The sequence below is a fragment of the Paenibacillus sp. FSL R5-192 genome, assembly GCF_000517845.1.
GTDB classification, from domain to species: Bacteria; Bacillota; Bacilli; order Paenibacillales; family Paenibacillaceae; genus Paenibacillus; species Paenibacillus amylolyticus.
In genome coordinates this window covers 1-19,069 of record NZ_ASPR01000015.1, presented here as the reverse complement: position 1 = coordinate 19,069, position 19,069 = coordinate 1, and the positions used below count along the sequence as shown (strand labels likewise).

The following is a 19,069-nucleotide window of genomic DNA, read 5'->3' as shown; positions in this document are numbered from 1 at the left end:
AACGATTTTCTCCTTCGTTCTGGACAGGCACAGATATGTGTGCACTTTCAATAGTGCGAATATATTTAGCATGCTAAGTATATGGATGGATCAGATTTTGTTCCGTTGAGTGAGGGTTATAGATATTGACGTTCACCGATCTGGGCTGATTTCTCGACGGCATCCAGTAACTGATGAAGTTTCACCGCATCCGCGAAATTAGGTGCTAAGGTAGTACCTTCTTGAATATCTTTGGCAAACTTACGATAAGCCTGAGCCATGTTCAGAACAATTCCTGAGTCGTTATATAAAGAATGTGGAGCCGAGTAATAGGCATCGGGAATGGTTAGTTCACGAAGCTCGTTGTCCGTAGATCCTGCACCGCGTAATTGGTGTGATCCGAATTGAATGGATGCCGGGGCGCTCAGCACAATCGTGCCGTTGTCTCCGAAAATTTCAAGTGTGAGTCCTGTCTGATGTTTGACTCCACCTTGAATATGAACACTGGCTGCTGCCCCATTAGCCAATTTCCCTGTAATCATGATCTGATCATCCGTTGTTTTCTTGATGACTTTCTGAATATCTACCAATTCAACTTCTGAAAACTGTTGAGCTGTGGTGGCAGACAATTCTGTAAAGTCCCCAAGCATGTAAGTGAAAGCATCCAGATTATGGCCCCCTACAATGGTCAGCAAGTTCCCTCCAACTTTCCGGTCATACAAGTACGCAGTCGACTTGTCACCAACGCCACCCATGCCATCTATAGAGATCTTCAGGTTGGCAGACAACACTTTACCGACATAACCTTCTGCCAATAAATCTTTAACATATTGAACGGCCGGGGCTTGTCTAGCCTGTAATCCAATCGCATTTGGCAGTTGTGCGGACGTTATCCATTCCTGCATTTCAAGCGCTTCCTCTGTATTCGACCCCAGTGGCCATTCACAATAAATTGGTTTGCCAGCAGGCACGACGGCTTTAACGGCGTTATAATGTTCCTTGACATTAATACTGACAACGACCATATCCACATCAGGATGCTGAGCCAACTCCTCCATATTATCAAAGCCGTGATCTGCATAGAAAGCTTCTGCGCTTTTCTTTGCACTCACCATATTACTTGTCCCAACCGCTGTAAGCTCGAACTCATCCAAATGCTGAATAGCTGGAATATGTGTTCCACTCGCCCACCCGTTATTAATGGATGCCCCTATGATACCTGTACGAATTTTTTTACTCATTGTTAAACATCTCCCTTGTTAAAATTTACAGTATGATCGAATATCAGTTTGTCTCCAGCCCTTATCAGTCACTCATTTCTATGATATATTTATTTAGCTTGCTAACTATTCAATCGAGATAACATTAATTATTCTTTCATACTTTAGGTAAACTAAAATTGTTTTGGTGTTGACACAATCATAGGTGTATTTGTTTTATTAGCAAAGAGGGCAATTTAAATGAACATAGTACATCTTTATGTACCTTTGGATCAGGAGTGATATGAATGAGAGTTTGCAACGAAGGTTTTGAACAAGAGTTTATAGATGGAAAAAGTGACCTGTACGCCATTGCTTTTACTCAGAATGTCCTTTCTGGGCGTTGGAAATATTTTATCTTATGGTACCTGAAAGACGAAACACGGCGATATACGGATATCAAAAAATTCCTTGGAGATTTGTCTCAAGGCTCCCTCACAAAGCAGCTTAAAGAGTTGGAGAATGATGGTGTTATTCAACGTGATGTATATCCGGAAGTTCCTCCGCGAGTTGAGTATTCGTTAACAGACAAGGGAATGAAGTTACTACCGATCCTTGAAAAGATGGAGGACTTCGGCAAAGAATACGGCTAGGCAACTTATTTGAAATGGATAGCTTAACCCAAAAAAGCCGCAAATTTAGCGGCTCTTTTACTCTGAAAAATTTCTATTCTACTTTATAATCAGTAACTACATCAAATTCTCCAATGATATTGTCTCCTTCTACATCATACAAATGAATCGTTCGAACAGTACCATTCACTTGTGTTTGTGCTAAGGCTTCTTCGATGGTAGTGATTTTAGGTGTAAGATCTTCAGCTTTTAGATAACCCTCGATTCCATTGGTGCCAATTGCAGCAATCAAATCGGGTTCAACCCCAATGATTGGTTCAGATAATGCTGAGCCATAGGTATCGCCCTGTGAATTGACATCATATTTAGTTTGAAGCAATAATTCGTGAATCGTTTCCGATGTTTCAGTGTTGTTTTCAAATAAAACATTTGATGAATTTACGTTCGATAACTTTAAGTTTGGCGATTTGTATCCAGTATAACGAGTGTATCCATTCCCATTATAGAATTCACCAACGTTCTGAGCATAATACGTCGTTTTAGTCGTTATTCTTGGAGAGTAGACAAAAAAACTAGAGGTTTTCGACGTATTATATGTCATGGAACTTGAAGCTGTTAAGCTTCCGCCAGATGTGTACAATCTAGCCATAGCTCCCATATATCCATTTGGAACACTTGCTGAAGCCTTCACTGATGCAACGGCTTCAGCAGTCGTACCTGTAGTGAAATTTCGAGTCCATACTTCAGATGTGAAAGTGTACGTGTGTCCCTTAATTTTGGGTGTACTATACGGTGAAGATGCAGTATTAGCCAGGACTGTTGAAGATGCCAAAAATAACGATAGAATACAAATCATTACCGTACTAACTTTCTTCGTTTTTCTCTTATTCATAGTTTATCCTCCTCATAATAAAAAATATTTGGATTATAGTTTCAATCTTTAATCCCTCTCTGTAAATATATTAAATTTATTGTAATAATTAGATTTATTTTCCTTTTATATCATAGCACTGTTCCAGTTTTTTTGAAATAGATTCGCTAGTTTTCTTGCCTTAACATCAAAGACATATTTATAAGATGTATTTCAGTCAACAATAGTGAAACCATCCACAAGGGAGTGATTAATTCTATCTTGTTGAATGTGACATTAGGTTTTGTGATCCCTATTGTTGTGTTGACTATCGCCTCTTTCAGACTTCTTCTTATTTAATAAAATCCAAAAAAGCCGCTAATATAGCGGCTCTCCATCGGGCCTTACTCTGGTCCCGCTCAATATCGTGGTATCAACATTAATCTATGGTTTAATATTAGCTTGCTGACCATCAGGAGCCACCGACTTATCGTTCGTCTTCACACCCCTGCGCTTCTTGTATCCTTTAAATATGAGATACCCCACTATAATTAAGATAATCGGCATTCCGTACAGTAATAGAATATAGAAACTGAACAGCAAAAGTACGATTATCGACCCATCTATTACATTCAATATGCACACTCCTTTATAAGTATTACTGGCTGAATGATTACTACATTACTCAATAACTACTCTCTCATCTTCATATGTAAAAAAATATTATTCATAGAAAAAACATATTTTTTCTTATGTTAATTGTATAGACAAATAAAGTTGCTATTATAGCAACTTTATTAAATGACACTCTTAGATTTCTTAAGCATTTTCAGGCTCATAAATTCCGTAACCATTCTTGCCATTCTTTTTAATCTTGTACATGGCTCCATCCGCATGTCTCAGAAGTTCGGAAGGCTCCTGTCCATGCTTGGGAAATAGGCTGATACCAATACTCATCGAAAGGTTGATATAGTTTCCGGCAATTTTGAAATGAGTACTGAATGCAGCTTCCAATCTTTTGGCGATGACTTCAGCATCGTGATCATCTTTCAGATGGCTTAAAATGATGAATTCGTCCCCGCCAAGCCGAGCTACAGTGTCCGCACTTGGAATTGTTTCACTTAATCGCTTTGCCATTTCCAGCAACACTTGATCGCCAACATGGTGTCCATATGTATCATTCACTTGTTTAAACCCATCAGCATCCACAAACATGACGGCTAGTTTGTTATGGTTTCTTTTGGCATTACTGATGGCCCAGGCAAGACGGTCATTATAAGCAAGACGATTAGGCAGACCGGTAAGTGGATCATGCAAAGACAAATGCTTGCTGATTTTCTCGGAGATTTTGATTTTGGCGTACTCCGTCTCCAGTTCTTTGATCAGATTTTTAAGTTTATATACCCTGGTATTGGTGTTAGTCATGTCAGTAATCTGAATAAGGGCATAACTCCGATCTTCATGATAGAGCGGTTCAACATGCATATTTTGTCTGAATAATTGTTCATCTTCTCCTTCATTAGGAAGAATGAATGCCTTATGTAACGCGCTTGAGCAAAATCTGCTCTGTCCATGATACAGCGCATTTTGCAAAATATTTAAATACATGTTCGACTTAAACCGTGGGCAGACCTCAAGCAGATTCAAGCCTACTACCTCTTCTACATTCTTGCCAGTAAAGCGCTCCAACCAGGCATTCCACACAACAATTTTTAAATGCCTGTCCACGATCATTATTCCCATATGGGCTTTGTTCAAAGCTTGTGAAATAAGATTATCCATTGTCCGCCTCCAACAAAGCGTCCATTTTGGCCAGCAGGCTCGATATGGAGTTCATACTTAATGCTATGACAATGATCCCTGTCACATCCGTATCGGCAAGTAAAAACGAGGTATGTAAAACCAGGACATAGACTTCATTCTGAAGCAATATTTGTTGATCGGAATTGGTGACATAGATCAGTTCAATATCAGGCAGGACGTATTCCAGTTTGATCTCCAGAAAATTACCGAATTCTCCAATAATGGCGTTAAGCAGGACATTGCTAACTTCCTTTAAAACGTCCAAATCCGTGTCCATCAGGTTCGGATCGTTCGGTATAACGCTCTCACCCAGTTCTCCAAGACAGATGTTTGCCAATACTTTAGCCTGCTCAACAGGAAACATCAGAAATGCTTTTCCCTGAAATTCGTATCCAAACTGTAAGGATGACCTAAACAGGTGACCTTCACTAAAAAAAATGTTGTATCTTCGATCTCCAGGATCAACATCGGATATGGAGATTAGTTCCACTTCCGGAATATTCAAAACGATACGCTTGTCCACAATCTCTGACAACATGTTAGCCGCTTGTCCCACGTAAACGTTCACTAGTTCAGTAAGCAAATCCTTCTGTAAATCATTCAGCATGATAGGCCGCCTGAATCAGTTGAATCATGGTAGTTGCCTTCTCTGCGGTTAACGGTTTATTCAAAAAACCAGAAATGCCTAACATTTCAACTTCATCCCTAGTTGTCTTCTGAATATCTGCAGATAAGATAATAATTTTGACATTGCTATCCGTTTCTCGAATCATACGAAGCATTTCTTGTCCGTTCAAACCAGGCATCAGCAGGTCGGTGGTTATAAAATCAGGTTGAAATTCCTTGAATAGGTTGTATCCTTGCTCTCCATTATTGGCAATCTGAATCTCGCATTCTGGAATATGATCAACAATCAGCTTTGTAAGCAATTTCTGTACGAAAATGGAGTCTTCCACGATTAATACTTTCATTTTCTCTTCAGTCTCCTTGATAAAATGGTAAGAGCTCGGGATAGTCAGGCGCTGTGGACAGTTCTTGATATAGGGCTTTCGCGCGCAGTGGCACCCTGAAAAGAGACTGACTGGTGAATCAAGTAAATATAAATTATAGTAACTTTAATTTAATTGTCAACAACATTATTGAATAAGTTCGATTCGTGTGCAATTGACATACTAAGGTCTGACGTTTTAAAAAACATAAAAAAACGGTCACCTAGTGACCGTTTTTGATCGGTTATCTGGAACTGCATTAAGTTTACTCTTTTACCCCTCCAAGCTGCAAGCCATGAACGAAATACTTCTGCAAAAATGGATATACGACTAAGATGGGTAATGCCGCAACAATCGTAATCGCTGCCCGAATAGATACAGGTGTGACCATGTTACGCGCAGCACCAAGATCTGCACCATTGGCAACGGCTGCACTACTGTTGGAATTCATAGAAGATGATAATAGTTTCATCAACTCATATTGCAGCGTGCTCAGGTTTTGTTTGGAAGATGCATACAGAAACGTATCAAACCAAGAATTCCATTGACCGACTGCAATGAACAGTGCAACAGTAGCAAGAACCGGTTGGCACAGCGGTAGAATAATGGAAATGAATGTTCTGAAATCTCCAGCACCATCGATTTTGGCGGATTCGATTAATCCCTCTGGTAGTGTCTGGATATAGGTTCGAATAACAATCATATTAAAGGCACTGATCAGCCCAGGAATAATGTACACCAGGAAGTTGTTTAACAAATGCAAATCTTTCATTAGGAAGTAAGTTGGAATAAGACCTGCACTAAAATACATCGTAAGAACAACTGTAATGGTAATGGGCTTTCGTAATATATAATCTTTTCGGCTTAGTGTGTAAGCCAGCATGGAGGTTAAGAATAGACTTAAAACTGTCCCCAAAACCGTTCTCGCCACAGATATACCAAAGGCGCTGAAGATGGTCCCTCCTGCAAATACTGCTCTGTAGTTTTGATCTGTCCATACCCGAGGCCACAGATAAATCCCACCCCGGATGGTGTCATTACCGGCATTGAATGATACGGCGAGTGTATTCACAAACGGATACAGGGTAACAATCGCGATTGCGATCATCAGTATACCATTTAACGTATGGAAGACAATCGGTTCAAGCCGAGATTTATTGATTCCCATCTCTAGTCCCCCTTATATTAATCGGTCTTCCCCGAGCCGTTTGGAAATTGAATTCGCCGCAAAGATCAGCGTGATACTAACTACTGTTTTGAAGATACCTGCCGCAGTAGCCAAAGAATAATTCCCGATCTGTAGTCCGTACTTCAGGACAAATATATCTATCGTCTGTGACCAGTCGACAACCACACCATTACCTAACAGATACTGAACCTCGAATCCAGCTTCCAAAATCCAGCCCATATTCATAATCAGCAAAATGATAACAATGGATTTGATTCCGGGTAAGGTCACATACAGCATTTTCTTATATCGGTTCGCACCATCAATCTCTGCCGCTTCATAGAGGGAAGGATCGATAGACGTGATGGCCGCCAAATAAATAATGGCATTCCAGCCAACTTCTTTCCATACATGGGATGCGCCTACAATGCCCCAGAAGTATTCCGGAACGCTAAGCCACATGATAGGTTCTTGAATGATATGCAGCTTCATGAGTACCACATTCACAATACCACCATCTACAGATAGTGAACTTGCTACGATACCTGTCACAATAATCCATGAGAGAAAGTGAGGTAAATACGATATTGTTTGAATGGTTCGTTTGTATAACTTATGTTTGATCTCATTAAGTAAAATGGCAAATATAATTGCTGTCGCAAATCCGAGCACCATATTGATGACGCTCATCGCAATGGTATTACGAAGCACGTTAAGAAATGCATCGTCTGTTAACAAAAACTTAAAGTGTTTGAGCCCGACCCATTCCTGCTGGGTGAAACTCTTCGCAGGACTGTAATTCTGAAAGGCCATAACCCAGCCCCAAATGGGATAATACGAGAATACGAGAATGTACGCAACGATGGGCAATGACATGAACATGAGTTGTCTTTGTCCGCGCAATCGTTTTAACAGTGGTGCCTTGGGAACGACTGTACGGGTGGTTTGCTCTGGTATGGCTCCAGGCGTGTTCGCCATCTTTCACTCCTCCTATTGGCTTGCAGCGACTTTAAGCATGATGTCCCCGGAAGGCACTCGCCTGAGTAATCCTTTGGTTGATACCTTCCGAGAGAATCATTGCCGCATTTTTTTATTTAACAGACCAGTTCTCGATTCTCCATTTCAGTTGATCATTAATTCGATCTTCATAGGATTTGACATCGATCTTCTTGTAAGCGTCTACATATTCAGTCCAAATGTTATCGAACTCATTCGGTTTTGACATGATTGCTTTAGGCAAGAATTTCAATGAAGTGTCTGTCATTTGTTTGTTCGCTACCGCAGCATCAGAGCCTTCTTTCAGATCGACCTGCCATGCTGGATAGTACACTGGATTTTCTGGTGCAGGAGAGAAGAAGTCACTCCACGTTTTGAAGCCGTATGCATCCAGAAGTTCTTTATCTTCCGGTTTGAGGTTGTCATAGAATTCCTCAGGTTGGTTGATCGCTCCAATTGCATTGCCATCTTCAAATGTTCCTTCGAGCTTCGGTGCAGCAGCGTAGAAACCTTCAGCTTTGTTAACCAATCTCCATGCTGGATCATCCTGCTCTGTCCGTTGCTCTGGTGTACGATAGAATCTTCCCTCTTCATTCACTTGATAGTCTACACCCTCTTCACCCCATGACAAGAGCTTCTGGTACTTCTCGTCCATAAGCTTATCGAGGAATTTGATGAGTGCGACAGGGTCTTCGGCATCTTTACTGATACCAAAACCATTGTTCAAGTTAATGACCGGACGATCCAGATAATGATCTGTGATACTTGTATCATAGACAAGCGGGAAGCCTACGTATGTCTGGCCAATTTTCCCCTGTGCTACGAGTGGGTCTTCGCCGGCTTGGAAATTCCAGTGCTGATCGAACATACTAAGCACACGTCCCGAAGAAATTTTGGCCAGATATTGATCGTAGTTCTGAACAAAGGCTTCTTTATCCAGCAATCCCTCGTTGTACAGATTGTTTAGTTCCTTATAATACCGTTTGGAGATATCTTTATCGGCAAACACGGTTGCGACTCCACTATCATCTACGACTACGCCCCCGTCGTTGGGGTGACCCGTAAGATGTTCAGGTGGGTTAAGCAAAGGGAACGTCCGCCAGTCTGAAGCCAATGTAGTGAAACCAATCGTTGGTTGACCATCAATAGTTGGATTCTTGGCTGCATAATCACGGACCAACTTTGTGAAATCATCCAACGTTTTAGGAGTTGGGTACCCGGCATCCTTCAGTATGGACTTTTGGATCCAGAATGCAGGACCAGAATAATAGTTACTAATGAACTCTCCTGTATACACTCCATAGTTAGGCAACCAGTAAATATGTCCGTCACTGGAATCTTTCATCCGGTTCCAGTCTTTACCGAAATGTTTCTTCAGATTAGGTGCATGCTCTTCAATGAGATCTTCAAGCGGAATAACCGCACCCGCTGAGACCAACTTGGTGTCTGCTGTGATCAGATCCGGGAAATCGCCCCCGGCAATCATAACGCCCAACTTCTGTTGAAGATCACCTACTAGAAACTCCATCTCAAGATTAACGCCGAGTTCATCCTGAATCTTCTTGTAGATTCGGTTATCTTTAGCTGGCGCCTGATTTGGCGTTCCGATAAAGGCCGAGATGTTCAGTACCTCTTTCCCATCCTTTGTAGTCGCTTTCTCATTGTCACCGCTGCATCCTGCCAGTGCCAAACTCAAAGCCAGAACGAGTGATACGGAACCCCAAAGCTTCTTTTTCTTAAGTCCCCCCATGTACTTGCCCTCCTTGGAAGTGGTATGTCTTACTGTTTTTAGTATGAAGAAATGTATGCGGTTACAAAATATATACATTTAAGGTCTACCCCCCTGTAATTGTAGGTCTTATTCAGGAGGGGTTCTTCTTTTTCATGGATCAATTCGCATACTTTTGCCTGTATTCTACTGGTTTCATGGCTGTTCGTTTTTCGAAGTGTCTGAGAAAATGCTGGTAACTGCGGTACCCAACTTGCTCCGCAATCGCACTTGATGTTTGATTCGTCTGCTGGAGCAGACGCTTCGCTTCTTCCATTCTTAGATCATGTACTACCTCGATTACACCCTTACCATACTTTCGCAAAAAGGATTGCCCTAAATGGACAGGATTCACGTAGAATTGTTCTGCGAGCTCCTGGATCGTAAATGTCTCCCTGTAATGCATCTGCACATATTCAGCAACCGTCGCCTGGATGCCACCCATTTGCCTCTCCCGGAAAATCGCCAGTGCTGACTTGCATTGCAAACAGAAATGTTCCAGATTGTTAGCAACCTCTTCTATATTTCGATGGCCCTTCTCCAGAATTCCGCTCGCCAATTCGTTCATTAGAGCATTAGGTTCTCCTCCTAATTCTCTGCACAGGGACAATCCGCGGAATATAATATGGGTAGAGAAAATATGTACAATCTCTGGCGCAGCCTTCATCTGTACAAACAGTTCAAAAGCACTCCGAATCGCAGACGAGAGTTCCTCCACAGAACCGTTTTCAAGTAAATCGCAAATATGGTCCACCTCTGACAGCGTTTCCGGATCAAACTGCCAATTCTCCAGCTGAATATCTTCGGCAAACAAAAGACGCTCTTGGTTAAAAAATAAATAACGCCCAACTTCCTGAGCGGAGCGGAAGGATTCAGATAAATGCTCCAGTTTGTTGACTGTTAATCCAACCGCGATATGAATTTCTTCGCAGCCGTTATGTTGCATATTGTTCATCAAACGCTGTGTAAAAGCTTTAATTGCTTCAAATGTCTCATTTCTATCATTCGCTTCCTCCCCCCATACAAGTCCCAATGAGTCTCTTGTTCTGTCTATCACATAACAGCAAGTTGTTTCTTCAGCCGTTTGTTCGGCTACTGAACAGACTTCCTGAATATCTCCCTGAAAGGCTATCCGCAGGTATGCCCAATGGGACTTGTTTAAACGAGGAAGGATCTCTGACATCTCCTCCTCCGATATATTTTGCTTATCCTTAATCAGTGCAGACAAAAACGCTTTGATCCTTTGCTCGTTTGCATGTTTCCTTATACGCTCCTGGTTTTCACGCTCCTGCAATTGCATACGGAGACGGACCAACATATCCTCTGCTTCTGTACTATCAACCGGTTTGGTTAAATAGTTGGAGACACCTAATCGAATAGCTTGTCTGGCATAATTAAAGTCACTGTATCCACTCGTGATGACAAACAGCACAGACTCATGTTCCAATCGTCGTGCTTCTTCTACAAGTTCCAGCCCATTCATCACAGGCATACGAATGTCTGTCACCACGAGATCAGGTCGATCTTGTTCCATCATCCGAATGGCTTCCTCACCGTTGGCGCACACGCCTCTGATTTCGAAACCATACTTTTCCCAATTGATCAGAAGCTGTAACCCTTCAATTGCATAAGGTTCATCATCGACTAACAATACTTTATACATGAGAGTTTACCTCCTATTTCCTCTGTTCCAGCTTGGAGATCGGTATACGGTACCCTGCAATGGTTTCCTTTCCAGGTACACTGCTTAGATCAAATATCGCATTTCCTTCATAAAAGAGTTCCAACCTGCGGTAGACATTGCGGAGTCCTACATGCTCGCCGTTCCTGGGTCTTTCAGAACGAATATCTCGCAGGAGCTCGGTTAATCTCCCTGCATCCATACCGATTCCATTATCGATCACCTGAATAACCAGTTCAGAAGCGTTTCGTCTCGCCGTTATCTTGATCTCTCTTCCATTTTTTCGCGCCTGCAAGCCGTGTTTGCAGGCATTTTCGACGAGCGGTTGAATACTCATTCTGGGAATGAGCAACGAAGCTGCATCAGGATCAACCTCGAAGGTGTAATCAAACAGCTCTCCAAAGCGAAACTTCTCAATCTGGAGATAAAGATTCGTAAATTGCAGCTCTTCTTGCAAAGGAATCAGATTGTCAGAATGACTGAGCAACTGTCTCATCAGCTTGGACAGACTTTTAATAATTTCAATTACTTCCGTATATCCATTCTTTGTACTAACGACTAGCAAGGCATTCAATGTGTTAAATAAAAAATGGGGATTCATCTGACTCTGGAGCATGGACAATTCAGTCCTCACTTGATCCAGCTCCAGATCTTTTTGGCGGATTTCCAGTTTATATACGTCATTAATCAGCGTATGAATTTTACCAATCATGATGTTAAATGTACGAATAAGCCCGCCAATTTCGTCGCGGCCTTCGTGAATTTCAATCAGATCGAATCGTTCGTTACGAACCTTCTCCATATGTCTGGATAACTTACGAATCCGATAGTGGTAGGAACGCAAAATAATGTAGATCAATACAGAGGGGACCACGATACTTAATGCGAGCAACCCCAGAATTGACTTAAAGGCTTCTTGCAGCAGGTGGTCAAGGTGACGCGTATCGGCAACTCCAATCAATTTCCAACCCTTTAGATAGGCTAGATTCCCCAACGATTTTTCGAGCGTGTAAGCAGAATCTCCAGATTCCTTGAGCATTGATTCATTATCAAGGGGGGATAAGTCGGTTTCGCTGAATTCCCCACTTGAAACGACAGTTCGATTGTTGCTGTCCACCAGACGCAGCTGAAGACTGTCTGATTCACGATTTAAAATGCTATACACCCGGCTAAGTTCCAGATCAATCTTGGAATACTTGTTGTAATTGGCATAGGAAGTATAGGTATCCATTTTGCCAATCACACTGATTCTTCTTCCCGCGTTGAATCCGGATGGCTCAATATAATCAACGACAAGAATGCCTCCACTGGTGGATTTCAGCTGTTTCAATCCAGGGAGTACATTCTTGTCTTTCATCACGATATAATGACTGCCCGTCTGAATGGTATCGTTATCCGTATAGATACGCACCTCCAGAATATTTGCTGACATGTACCGTGTTAATTTATCTCGCAGGAATGCATGGTAGACGTTGTAATAATCCACGGGGGAGTGATAGGTCCGATCCAGTGCCTCATAGAGCGAATCGTCTGCTGCAATAATTCGGCTCAGGGCAACGCTCTCATCAATCATGCCTAGCAGTTCCCCCGCAGCCCTGTCGATGGATTTACGTAGATTTTCCTGTTCTCTAATCTTGATATCCGCAGAGGTTCGTTCATAAAAGAAGATATTAATCGTTATTACAGGAAGGAGAATACTAAGTACATAAATAAGCAGAAATTTGGATCGGAGAGGAATATCATTAACCTTACTGAACATCCAGAATTTATGACGCATATAATCACCCTTGGTTTTTGTTTTTATAGACTGACGGAAGCTCCCCTGTATGCGCTCTGAATTTTTGGGTGAAATATTCAGCATCATGATATCCTAGCCTGAATGCAATGTCAGTGATCTTCATATTGGTACGTCGCAGGAGTTTACGGGCCTCCTCAACACGAAGCTGGTGCACATAGTCACTGAAACTGACCCCCATCTCCCGCTTGAACTGTTGACCCAGGTAGGCAGAATTCACGTGAATACGATTAGCTACATCTTGTAATTTAATTTTACTTCGATAGTGTTGCTTCAATTCAATCACTGCTTCTGCAACCAGCCCTACCGTACCCGTCTTTTGCTTCAATTCAGACTGGGAAAGTTGCTTGGACAGTCGAACACACAGGTCTTGCAATGTGCCGGAAGACCAACTCGCAGCCTCATGCCAATCTTTTTCACATAGTATTTCTCTGCAACCCTCTCTTTTTCCATATTTTCGTAGCAACTCCCCATGGATATATCGGATGACATGATGTATCCATTCCAACGAAACCTCTGCTTTCTCACTTTTCTCTAACAGTGCACTCACTGCAATATCGATGGAATACGTGTTTTCTGCTTCAATCAACGCCAAGATCTCTTTGGAGATATTCATCATTTGCTCTAAATCATATTCTTCGTTTATTCGATATTCATTAAGATGATTCTCATAGGCTTCATCTGTAACCGTGACTCCATTTTGCTGTTTTTGCTCATTTCTGCGTTTGTCCAGAGGTTCAATCATGTCCATAAGGATTTGATGAATCTCCTCGGGAACAAGAGGTTTAAGCACGTACTGATCGACCTGATACCGTATGGCTTGCTTCGCGTAATTAAAATCGGAGTATCCTGTAACGATAACAATTTTAGAGGTATAGGCGAGATCTTCTCGCAAGGTGTGAATCAAACCAAGACCATCCATAACAGGCATTTGAATATCAGTGACGACAAGATCCGGTTCAACCGAGTTGAATAGAGCAAGTGCTTCCTCCCCATCCGTTGCCGTTCCGCAGAGTTCATATCCACAAGCTCGCCAGTCAATCATCGTTCTCCATCCTTCTAGCATAAATGGCTCATCATCCGCGACAATGACCTTGTACATTAGCTCACCTCACTTTTATCCTTGATCAGCTGCATGTAATTTATCTATATCAATAGGTAGATTCCAGTTGTTCTGAAAACGCTAAACAGCAGAACAACAGCAGGATTGTTGTCTGCTCGCACAACTTGGAGAACAAAATTTCTACCAATCTCATCGTCATTAATCATTAACATAGAAAATGGTTCCATCGGACCGTCTATAAGAACGCTCCGATTTTAGCGAAGCGCCGGGATAACAATTCAAGTGTAACGCTTACATTTTGGTACAACAACCTGTTAAACTATAGGTTTTCACCCGACAAAGTATAGGTTTAGCTCAGAAGTAATCTATTGCCAGGAAAAAGAGTTTTCATTCTCCACGCACAATACGGAATCCTTGATCGGGACCAAAACCATTTGCATCAAATTTGCCTCGAAATGATATTTCATTGTTATTGACACCGCCGATCCAGCCTCCGCCTTTCACAACTCGCCAAGTTTGATTTGGACTCTCCGAATCGCTGTACCAGTCCCAGCACCATTCTCTCACATTCCCAGACATATCATAGATTCCTAACTCATTCGCCTTCTGAGTTCCGACTTTTTTGGTTTGATTACGATTGCTCTCAATAGCGGGCCAGCTCCAGTCACCCGTCAGAATGTTCTCGCCGGCATTTACCCAGTACCAAGCAACTTCATCAGGATTGTTACTTCCGCTGTATGTGTAATTTAAGCTCTTTTGACCTCCGCTTGCAGCGTATTCCCATTCTGCCTCTGTGGGTAAACGGTAACCGTTGGCGTCCTCGTTGATCGTTACATTCCATTTTATAGTGTCATTTTCATTGTGATTATTCGTGTCCTGGTTGTCTTTATCTATATTGTAATAAGGTTTCAGGTTTTCTTTTATACTTTTTTGATTACAGTATTCCACTGCGTCATACCAGCTGACCATTTCAACAGGCAGGTCATCTCCCTTGAAGCCAGAAGGGTTTTCCCCCATAACCTCCATCCATTCTTTTTGAGTTACTTCGTATTTGCCAATATAGAAGGAATCCAGCGTTTCATTCCTATCGATCTGACTCGGCTTACTGCTCTTGAAGGCTCCTCCTTCGACGAATACCAAGTCATCGCTTAATTTCGTATTACTTGCTGAACAAGCACTTAGACTAACAACTATAGCGATTAAAGTTAACCATACCAGCTTCTTCATTCAATTATTCTCCTTTACTAGCTTAAATCCGGCAACGTCGAGGTCCGTTAGTCTGGAGAATAACGTTACTCAACGCTACCGGAAAATTGAATTTCAAATGCAGGTGCAGAAGTTGAACTGCATCACATCATTTTTACCAAACCGTCACGTTTGCGCTTCCGCTACTTTGATAACCTTCCGTTGCCATCACCTGATAGGACCAGCTGTTGCCTAAGTACATCCCTTTGCTCGCCCATGCATTCACATGATTACTGAACGTGATGGTAGAATTGACTCCGATTGGTTTCTTGGTCTGTCTAACACTCCAATACTGAGGGAAAGTCTGAGTACCATCAATGGAAGGTGCATTGTATCTCATCGTTGTATAGATGTCATATGTGCCGCCATCACTAGTCATCGAGCCCTTATACGTTCCGGTAGGACGATACGTTCCCCAGCTATCCACCACGTAATATTCAATTAGAGCGTTTCTGGTCCAACCATAGAAGGTGAGATAGCCGTTACCTGAAGGAGAGAATACGCCGGCATTATAATTGACCACTCGATTAGGCGTACCGTATGTCCACCCTTTCCCGACAACAAAGTTCCCGGTATTTTGCCAATTCACGCTGTAATTCCCGCCCGATCCATTCACGGCGTTGACCGTTCCTCCACCATCTGTCCAATTTTGCCAATAATCTGTTGCTGCGCTCGATGTGGCTGCGAAGACACCAAAACTCATGGAAGCTGCAAGAACAACGGTTAACAATTTTTTGCTAAATTTAAACATAGATTATACCTCCTGATATTTTAATAGATTTGGTTGATGCTACAATCCGATATGAATGTTCTTCAGCAAATTCACTTGAAAAGACGTTGCGAAAACAGATACAGATCGTTCTTCCACACGGGCCAATCATGTCCTCCACTTTCCTCATGCCAAATGTGAGGTACTCCGTGTTGCGCCAGATATTGGTGAACCCCAAGACTAATCTCTATAAGATTGTCCTGTTCACCGCAAGAGATCCATAACAGCGAGAGTAATGAAGGCGCTTTCGAAAGATCAGGGACAAGTAGCTCCGGACTTCTGGTGTTTGGGGCTGCGGAGAAAGCACCGACCCATGCAAAATGGTCTAGATTACTTAATCCGATATTTAAGGATTGACCCCCACCCATGGATAAACCAGCAATCGCCCTTTTATCCCGGCTTTTATGCAAAGGGTAGTTCGACTCCATGTAAGGTATCAAATCGTTGAGCAGATCGGATTCAAACCGTTTAAATGCTTTGATTTTCTCAGGTTCAAACAGGTCTCCTTCGGCTCGGTCATTCGACATTGCGCGACCGTTGGGGAAAACAATAACCATCGGCTCAAGCAAATTATCGTTGTACAGATTATCGAGAATAATTTGCGGAGAACCATGAGTATGCCATTCGGTTTCGTCTCCGCCAATACCATGCAAAAGAAAAAGTACAGGATACATCATTGTCGAAGAAAATTCTGGTGGGGTGTACACCATCGCTTTACGGGAATTGCCAACCGTGGTGGAAGGATACTCTACCGTCTCCATGACTCCACGTGGTATATTCTCCCGATACTGGTCATATCCCGTTACTGCTGGTGAGATCAATTCCATTCTCTTTTCCTCCGAACATATGAGTGACTATCAGTCTTCGGTTTATCCACATAGCCAAAACCCAGAATAGTGAAGCATTTATGTTCATGTCCTTCCGCCATTTCGATCTCGATGGAGTGTTCCCCCACATGCTCTTCGTTAAGCAGAAGTGTGGCATGGCAATGGGTCCAGTTCACTTGACGCGGATCGACTTTTTGGACAAATACCCCATCTACCTTGATATGTGCAGTTCCGAATTCATCGTTTCCAGAATCCTTGAAGATCAGAATGAGGCGTTTGCACTGCAAACTTATCCGAAAGCTGCTCTGATCCTCTTTTCCCTCTCCTGTACGCATCCAGTTGTTGGGGAACTGAGGTGTACCATAGTCATGAGCATCCATCTCAGCCATCTGCAGATCCGTGTCTGTTTTACAAAAAGAGCCTGCATCGATTCGGGCAATATGATTGCCGTTTTTCCGATCCAACAGCTTCACATTAACAAATTCATTTCCAATTAGCGGAGCTTTTTCAATATCATGATCTTTCTCATCCCACTCAGAACGATTCGTCACGTCGAACAAATATTCCAAACAATCGGCCATAATTCGATGCCCTATGTTAGTTGGATGATATATATCATGGAAAAATTGCTTTTTGGAAATAACGTTGCCTTCACCTTTTGTCTTGTTGAACTGATCTACGACAGCATCTTTCACACTTACCATTGGCAGATCATAATGCCAGCCTACCGGAGCGAGACGATCCTGTAGATTCCAGTCATTTTCGAATACACTGAATAACAAGATGACCGCTGGCTTGTTATCGGCAGTAAGTGCTTTGAGTACCAGACTCTCGTAACATTTACCTTGGGTTTCATCATCTGCGTCATTGACTGCGAATTCGATTATGACAATATCCGGCTGAACGGCACCTCCCCTCAGCACATCACGATCATAACGTACAATCCCCAGTTCTGAAGGAGTTCCACCCAGACCTGCTTTAATCAGATGAATCGGACTATCTTTTGAAAGCGCAAACATAAACTTGAACGACTCATACGACCGATAAGCGTAACTTTGGAGATGAATAGGTACTGCACCAGCACCATGGGTAATGGAGCCTCCAATATAAGCGATAACGACAGGTTCGCCGTTTTTTGCCTTCTCAATGGCTCGTTTTAATCTGACATTATTTCCTTTGTTCAGAAGAGATCGGCCAATCATGTCGCGATATCTATGTGACTCAAAATCAATTGCGGGCTTGACTGCCGACGCTGTCACTCCAACTGGATCGCGCGGTGCAGTGAATTCCGTGTTTTCACCTGCATCTCCTGAATCCTGGAGCATAAATCATCATCACATCCTTCCGGTTTAGATTCTGACCATCCTCAAACAACTTTTAAAGAATCACAGCTTGTATTATTAGATCAGATGTGATCCTTCTCCCAAAGTGTATCCCTTACATAATTTTACAACAACCTGACAAAGTATAGGATTTTAACCAATATATCATTTTAATTTGAGTACAATGACATGCAGATCAGAACACCTATAATTTTTCATGTAAACGCTTTAATTTGTATACTATTTCCATGATATAATTTTGAAAAACCGCATTGATAAAGGAGGATTCTCATGAGTATCACGGGTCAAGGCGCGTGGGATACGGGTACATATACAAATCTGTTCTTGAAGCTAGGCTACGATGAGAATGAGATCACGAACAGATTGGAAGAAACATGGAACGAGCTGTTTTATGGCGATGACAATACTAGAATATATTACCCCATGGGTGAGGACAAGGGTTATTTGCTGGACACTGGTAATCTCGATGTTCGCTCCGAGGGCATGTCCTATGGCATGATGATGGCTGTTCAGATGGACAAAAAGGAGGAATTTGATCGACTCTGGAATTTCTCACACTCGTTTATGCAACATAAAGCGGGTCGTTATAAAGATTATTTCGCCTGGCATTGCAAGTCTGACGGAACCCGACTCTCGCAAGGTCCTGCTCCTGATGGTGAGGAGTTTTTTGCCCTGGCACTTTTTTTTGCCTCCAACCGCTGGGGCGATGGCGCTGAACCTTATGATTACAAGGCACAAGCCCGCAAGATCCTTCGTGCATGTATACATCAGGGCGAAGACGGCGAAGGCGATCCCATGTGGGACCCGGAAACAAAACTGATCAAATTCATACCAGAAACACCGTTTAGCGACCCATCCTACCATCTGCCTCATTTTTATGAGCTATTCGCGAAATATGCGGATGAAGAAGATCAGCGCTTCTGGAAAGAAGCGGCGGCCGCTAGTCGCGCTTACCTTCATAC

The 19,069-nt window shown here is 42.4% G+C and carries 17 protein-coding genes; 2 read left to right on the top strand and 15 right to left on the bottom strand.

Translation table 11 applies throughout. The features are described from left to right. Nucleotides 1-116: 116 nt before the first annotated feature. Nucleotides 117-1,220, bottom strand: coding sequence for a Gfo/Idh/MocA family protein (locus C161_RS15040; protein WP_036671139.1), 1,104 nt, complete (start codon nucleotides 1,218-1,220; stop codon nucleotides 117-119). A 266-nt stretch (nucleotides 1,221-1,486) separates the two neighbouring features. Here C161_RS15040 and C161_RS15035 point away from each other — a divergent pair, with 266 nt between their 5' ends. Beyond that, nucleotides 1,487-1,831, top strand: a complete 345-nt coding sequence (locus C161_RS15035) for a winged helix-turn-helix transcriptional regulator (protein WP_036671137.1) — start codon at nucleotides 1,487-1,489, stop codon at nucleotides 1,829-1,831. A gap of 73 nt (nucleotides 1,832-1,904) precedes the next feature. Here the strand turns inward: C161_RS15035 and C161_RS15030 are convergent, their stop codons facing one another. The 14 genes from C161_RS15030 to C161_RS14960 all read right to left on the bottom strand — a co-directional run bounded on the left by C161_RS15030 (nucleotide 1,905) and on the right by C161_RS14960 (nucleotide 18,089). Continuing rightward, nucleotides 1,905-2,702, bottom strand: a complete 798-nt coding sequence (locus tag C161_RS15030) for a hypothetical protein (protein ID WP_036615847.1) — start codon at nucleotides 2,700-2,702, stop codon at nucleotides 1,905-1,907. A 777-nt stretch (nucleotides 2,703-3,479) separates the two neighbouring features. Continuing rightward, entirely contained in the window at nucleotides 3,480-4,442 is a 963-nt protein-coding gene (locus C161_RS15020) for a sensor domain-containing diguanylate cyclase (protein WP_036671133.1), read from the bottom strand. Beyond that, nucleotides 4,435-5,070 carry a hypothetical protein gene (locus C161_RS15015; protein WP_017688455.1) on the bottom strand — a complete coding sequence of 212 codons (636 nt, stop codon included), beginning with the start codon at nucleotides 5,068-5,070 and terminating at the stop codon, nucleotides 4,435-4,437. Before C161_RS15015 ends, C161_RS15020 begins: the two co-directional genes overlap by 8 nt. Continuing rightward, nucleotides 5,060-5,434 carry a response regulator transcription factor gene (locus C161_RS15010; RefSeq protein ID WP_036615858.1) on the bottom strand — a complete coding sequence of 125 codons (375 nt, stop codon included), beginning with the start codon at nucleotides 5,432-5,434 and terminating at the stop codon, nucleotides 5,060-5,062. Before C161_RS15010 ends, C161_RS15015 begins: the two co-directional genes overlap by 11 nt. 283 nt (nucleotides 5,435-5,717) lie before the next feature. Continuing rightward, nucleotides 5,718-6,620, bottom strand: coding sequence for a carbohydrate ABC transporter permease (locus C161_RS15005; RefSeq protein WP_017688457.1), 903 nt, complete (start codon nucleotides 6,618-6,620; stop codon nucleotides 5,718-5,720). A 12-nt stretch (nucleotides 6,621-6,632) separates the two neighbouring features. Then, nucleotides 6,633-7,598: an ABC transporter permease gene (locus tag C161_RS15000; RefSeq protein ID WP_017688458.1), complete on the bottom strand. Its 966-nt coding sequence runs from the start codon at nucleotides 7,596-7,598 to the stop codon at nucleotides 6,633-6,635. 112 nt (nucleotides 7,599-7,710) lie between these two features. Next, nucleotides 7,711-9,366 carry an extracellular solute-binding protein gene (locus C161_RS14995; protein ID WP_036671131.1) on the bottom strand — a complete coding sequence of 552 codons (1,656 nt, stop codon included), beginning with the start codon at nucleotides 9,364-9,366 and terminating at the stop codon, nucleotides 7,711-7,713. Nucleotides 9,367-9,505: 139 nt separating this feature from the next. Then, on the bottom strand, nucleotides 9,506-11,047 hold the full coding sequence (locus tag C161_RS14990) for a response regulator (protein WP_047842970.1): 1,542 nt from the start codon (nucleotides 11,045-11,047) through the stop codon (nucleotides 9,506-9,508). A 13-nt stretch (nucleotides 11,048-11,060) separates the two neighbouring features. Beyond that, a complete protein-coding gene (locus tag C161_RS14985; protein WP_036671130.1) occupies nucleotides 11,061-12,842 on the bottom strand; it encodes a sensor histidine kinase in 1,782 nt (593 codons plus the stop codon). A 4-nt stretch (nucleotides 12,843-12,846) separates the two neighbouring features. Next, nucleotides 12,847-13,962 (bottom strand): response regulator transcription factor, encoded by a 1,116-nt coding sequence (locus C161_RS14980; RefSeq protein ID WP_036671127.1) that lies wholly within the window; start codon nucleotides 13,960-13,962, stop codon nucleotides 12,847-12,849. Nucleotides 13,963-14,310: 348 nt separating this feature from the next. Next, nucleotides 14,311-15,150 (bottom strand): formylglycine-generating enzyme family protein, encoded by an 840-nt coding sequence (locus C161_RS14975; protein ID WP_036671125.1) that lies wholly within the window; start codon nucleotides 15,148-15,150, stop codon nucleotides 14,311-14,313. 133 nt (nucleotides 15,151-15,283) lie between these two features. Continuing rightward, nucleotides 15,284-15,919: a glycoside hydrolase family 11 protein gene (locus C161_RS14970; RefSeq protein ID WP_036615877.1), complete on the bottom strand. Its 636-nt coding sequence runs from the start codon at nucleotides 15,917-15,919 to the stop codon at nucleotides 15,284-15,286. A gap of 71 nt (nucleotides 15,920-15,990) precedes the next feature. Continuing rightward, complete coding sequence (locus C161_RS14965; RefSeq protein ID WP_036671123.1) at nucleotides 15,991-16,764, bottom strand: alpha/beta hydrolase; 774 nt, start codon at nucleotides 16,762-16,764, stop codon at nucleotides 15,991-15,993. Further along, on the bottom strand, nucleotides 16,755-18,089 hold the full coding sequence (locus C161_RS14960) for an SGNH/GDSL hydrolase family protein (protein WP_051449759.1): 1,335 nt from the start codon (nucleotides 18,087-18,089) through the stop codon (nucleotides 16,755-16,757). Before C161_RS14960 ends, C161_RS14965 begins: the two co-directional genes overlap by 10 nt. A 288-nt stretch (nucleotides 18,090-18,377) precedes the next feature. Between C161_RS14960 and C161_RS14955 the strand changes: the two genes are divergently transcribed. Further along, the coding region (locus C161_RS14955; RefSeq protein ID WP_036671525.1) for a glycosyl hydrolase family 8 at nucleotides 18,378-19,069 on the top strand (692 nt) is incomplete at its 3' end.

Coding starts and splice junctions, on each gene's coding strand:
- C161_RS15040 (WP_036671139.1), bottom strand. CDS start 1,220: ATGAGTAAAAAAATTCGTACAGGTATCATAGGGGCATCCATTAATAAC.
- C161_RS15035 (WP_036671137.1), top strand. CDS start 1,487: ATGAGAGTTTGCAACGAAGGTTTTGAACAAGAGTTTATAGATGGAAAA.
- C161_RS15030 (WP_036615847.1), bottom strand. CDS start 2,702: ATGAATAAGAGAAAAACGAAGAAAGTTAGTACGGTAATGATTTGTATT.
- C161_RS15020 (WP_036671133.1), bottom strand. CDS start 4,442: ATGGATAATCTTATTTCACAAGCTTTGAACAAAGCCCATATGGGAATA.
- C161_RS15015 (WP_017688455.1), bottom strand. CDS start 5,070: ATGCTGAATGATTTACAGAAGGATTTGCTTACTGAACTAGTGAACGTT.
- C161_RS15010 (WP_036615858.1), bottom strand. CDS start 5,434: ATGAAAGTATTAATCGTGGAAGACTCCATTTTCGTACAGAAATTGCTT.
- C161_RS15005 (WP_017688457.1), bottom strand. CDS start 6,620: ATGGGAATCAATAAATCTCGGCTTGAACCGATTGTCTTCCATACGTTA.
- C161_RS15000 (WP_017688458.1), bottom strand. CDS start 7,598: ATGGCGAACACGCCTGGAGCCATACCAGAGCAAACCACCCGTACAGTC.
- C161_RS14995 (WP_036671131.1), bottom strand. CDS start 9,366: ATGGGGGGACTTAAGAAAAAGAAGCTTTGGGGTTCCGTATCACTCGTT.
- C161_RS14990 (WP_047842970.1), bottom strand. CDS start 11,047: ATGTATAAAGTATTGTTAGTCGATGATGAACCTTATGCAATTGAAGGG.
- C161_RS14985 (WP_036671130.1), bottom strand. CDS start 12,842: ATGCGTCATAAATTCTGGATGTTCAGTAAGGTTAATGATATTCCTCTC.
- C161_RS14980 (WP_036671127.1), bottom strand. CDS start 13,962: ATGTACAAGGTCATTGTCGCGGATGATGAGCCATTTATGCTAGAAGGA.
- C161_RS14975 (WP_036671125.1), bottom strand. CDS start 15,150: ATGAAGAAGCTGGTATGGTTAACTTTAATCGCTATAGTTGTTAGTCTA.
- C161_RS14970 (WP_036615877.1), bottom strand. CDS start 15,919: ATGTTTAAATTTAGCAAAAAATTGTTAACCGTTGTTCTTGCAGCTTCC.
- C161_RS14965 (WP_036671123.1), bottom strand. CDS start 16,764: ATGGAATTGATCTCACCAGCAGTAACGGGATATGACCAGTATCGGGAG.
- C161_RS14960 (WP_051449759.1), bottom strand. CDS start 18,089: ATGCTCCAGGATTCAGGAGATGCAGGTGAAAACACGGAATTCACTGCA.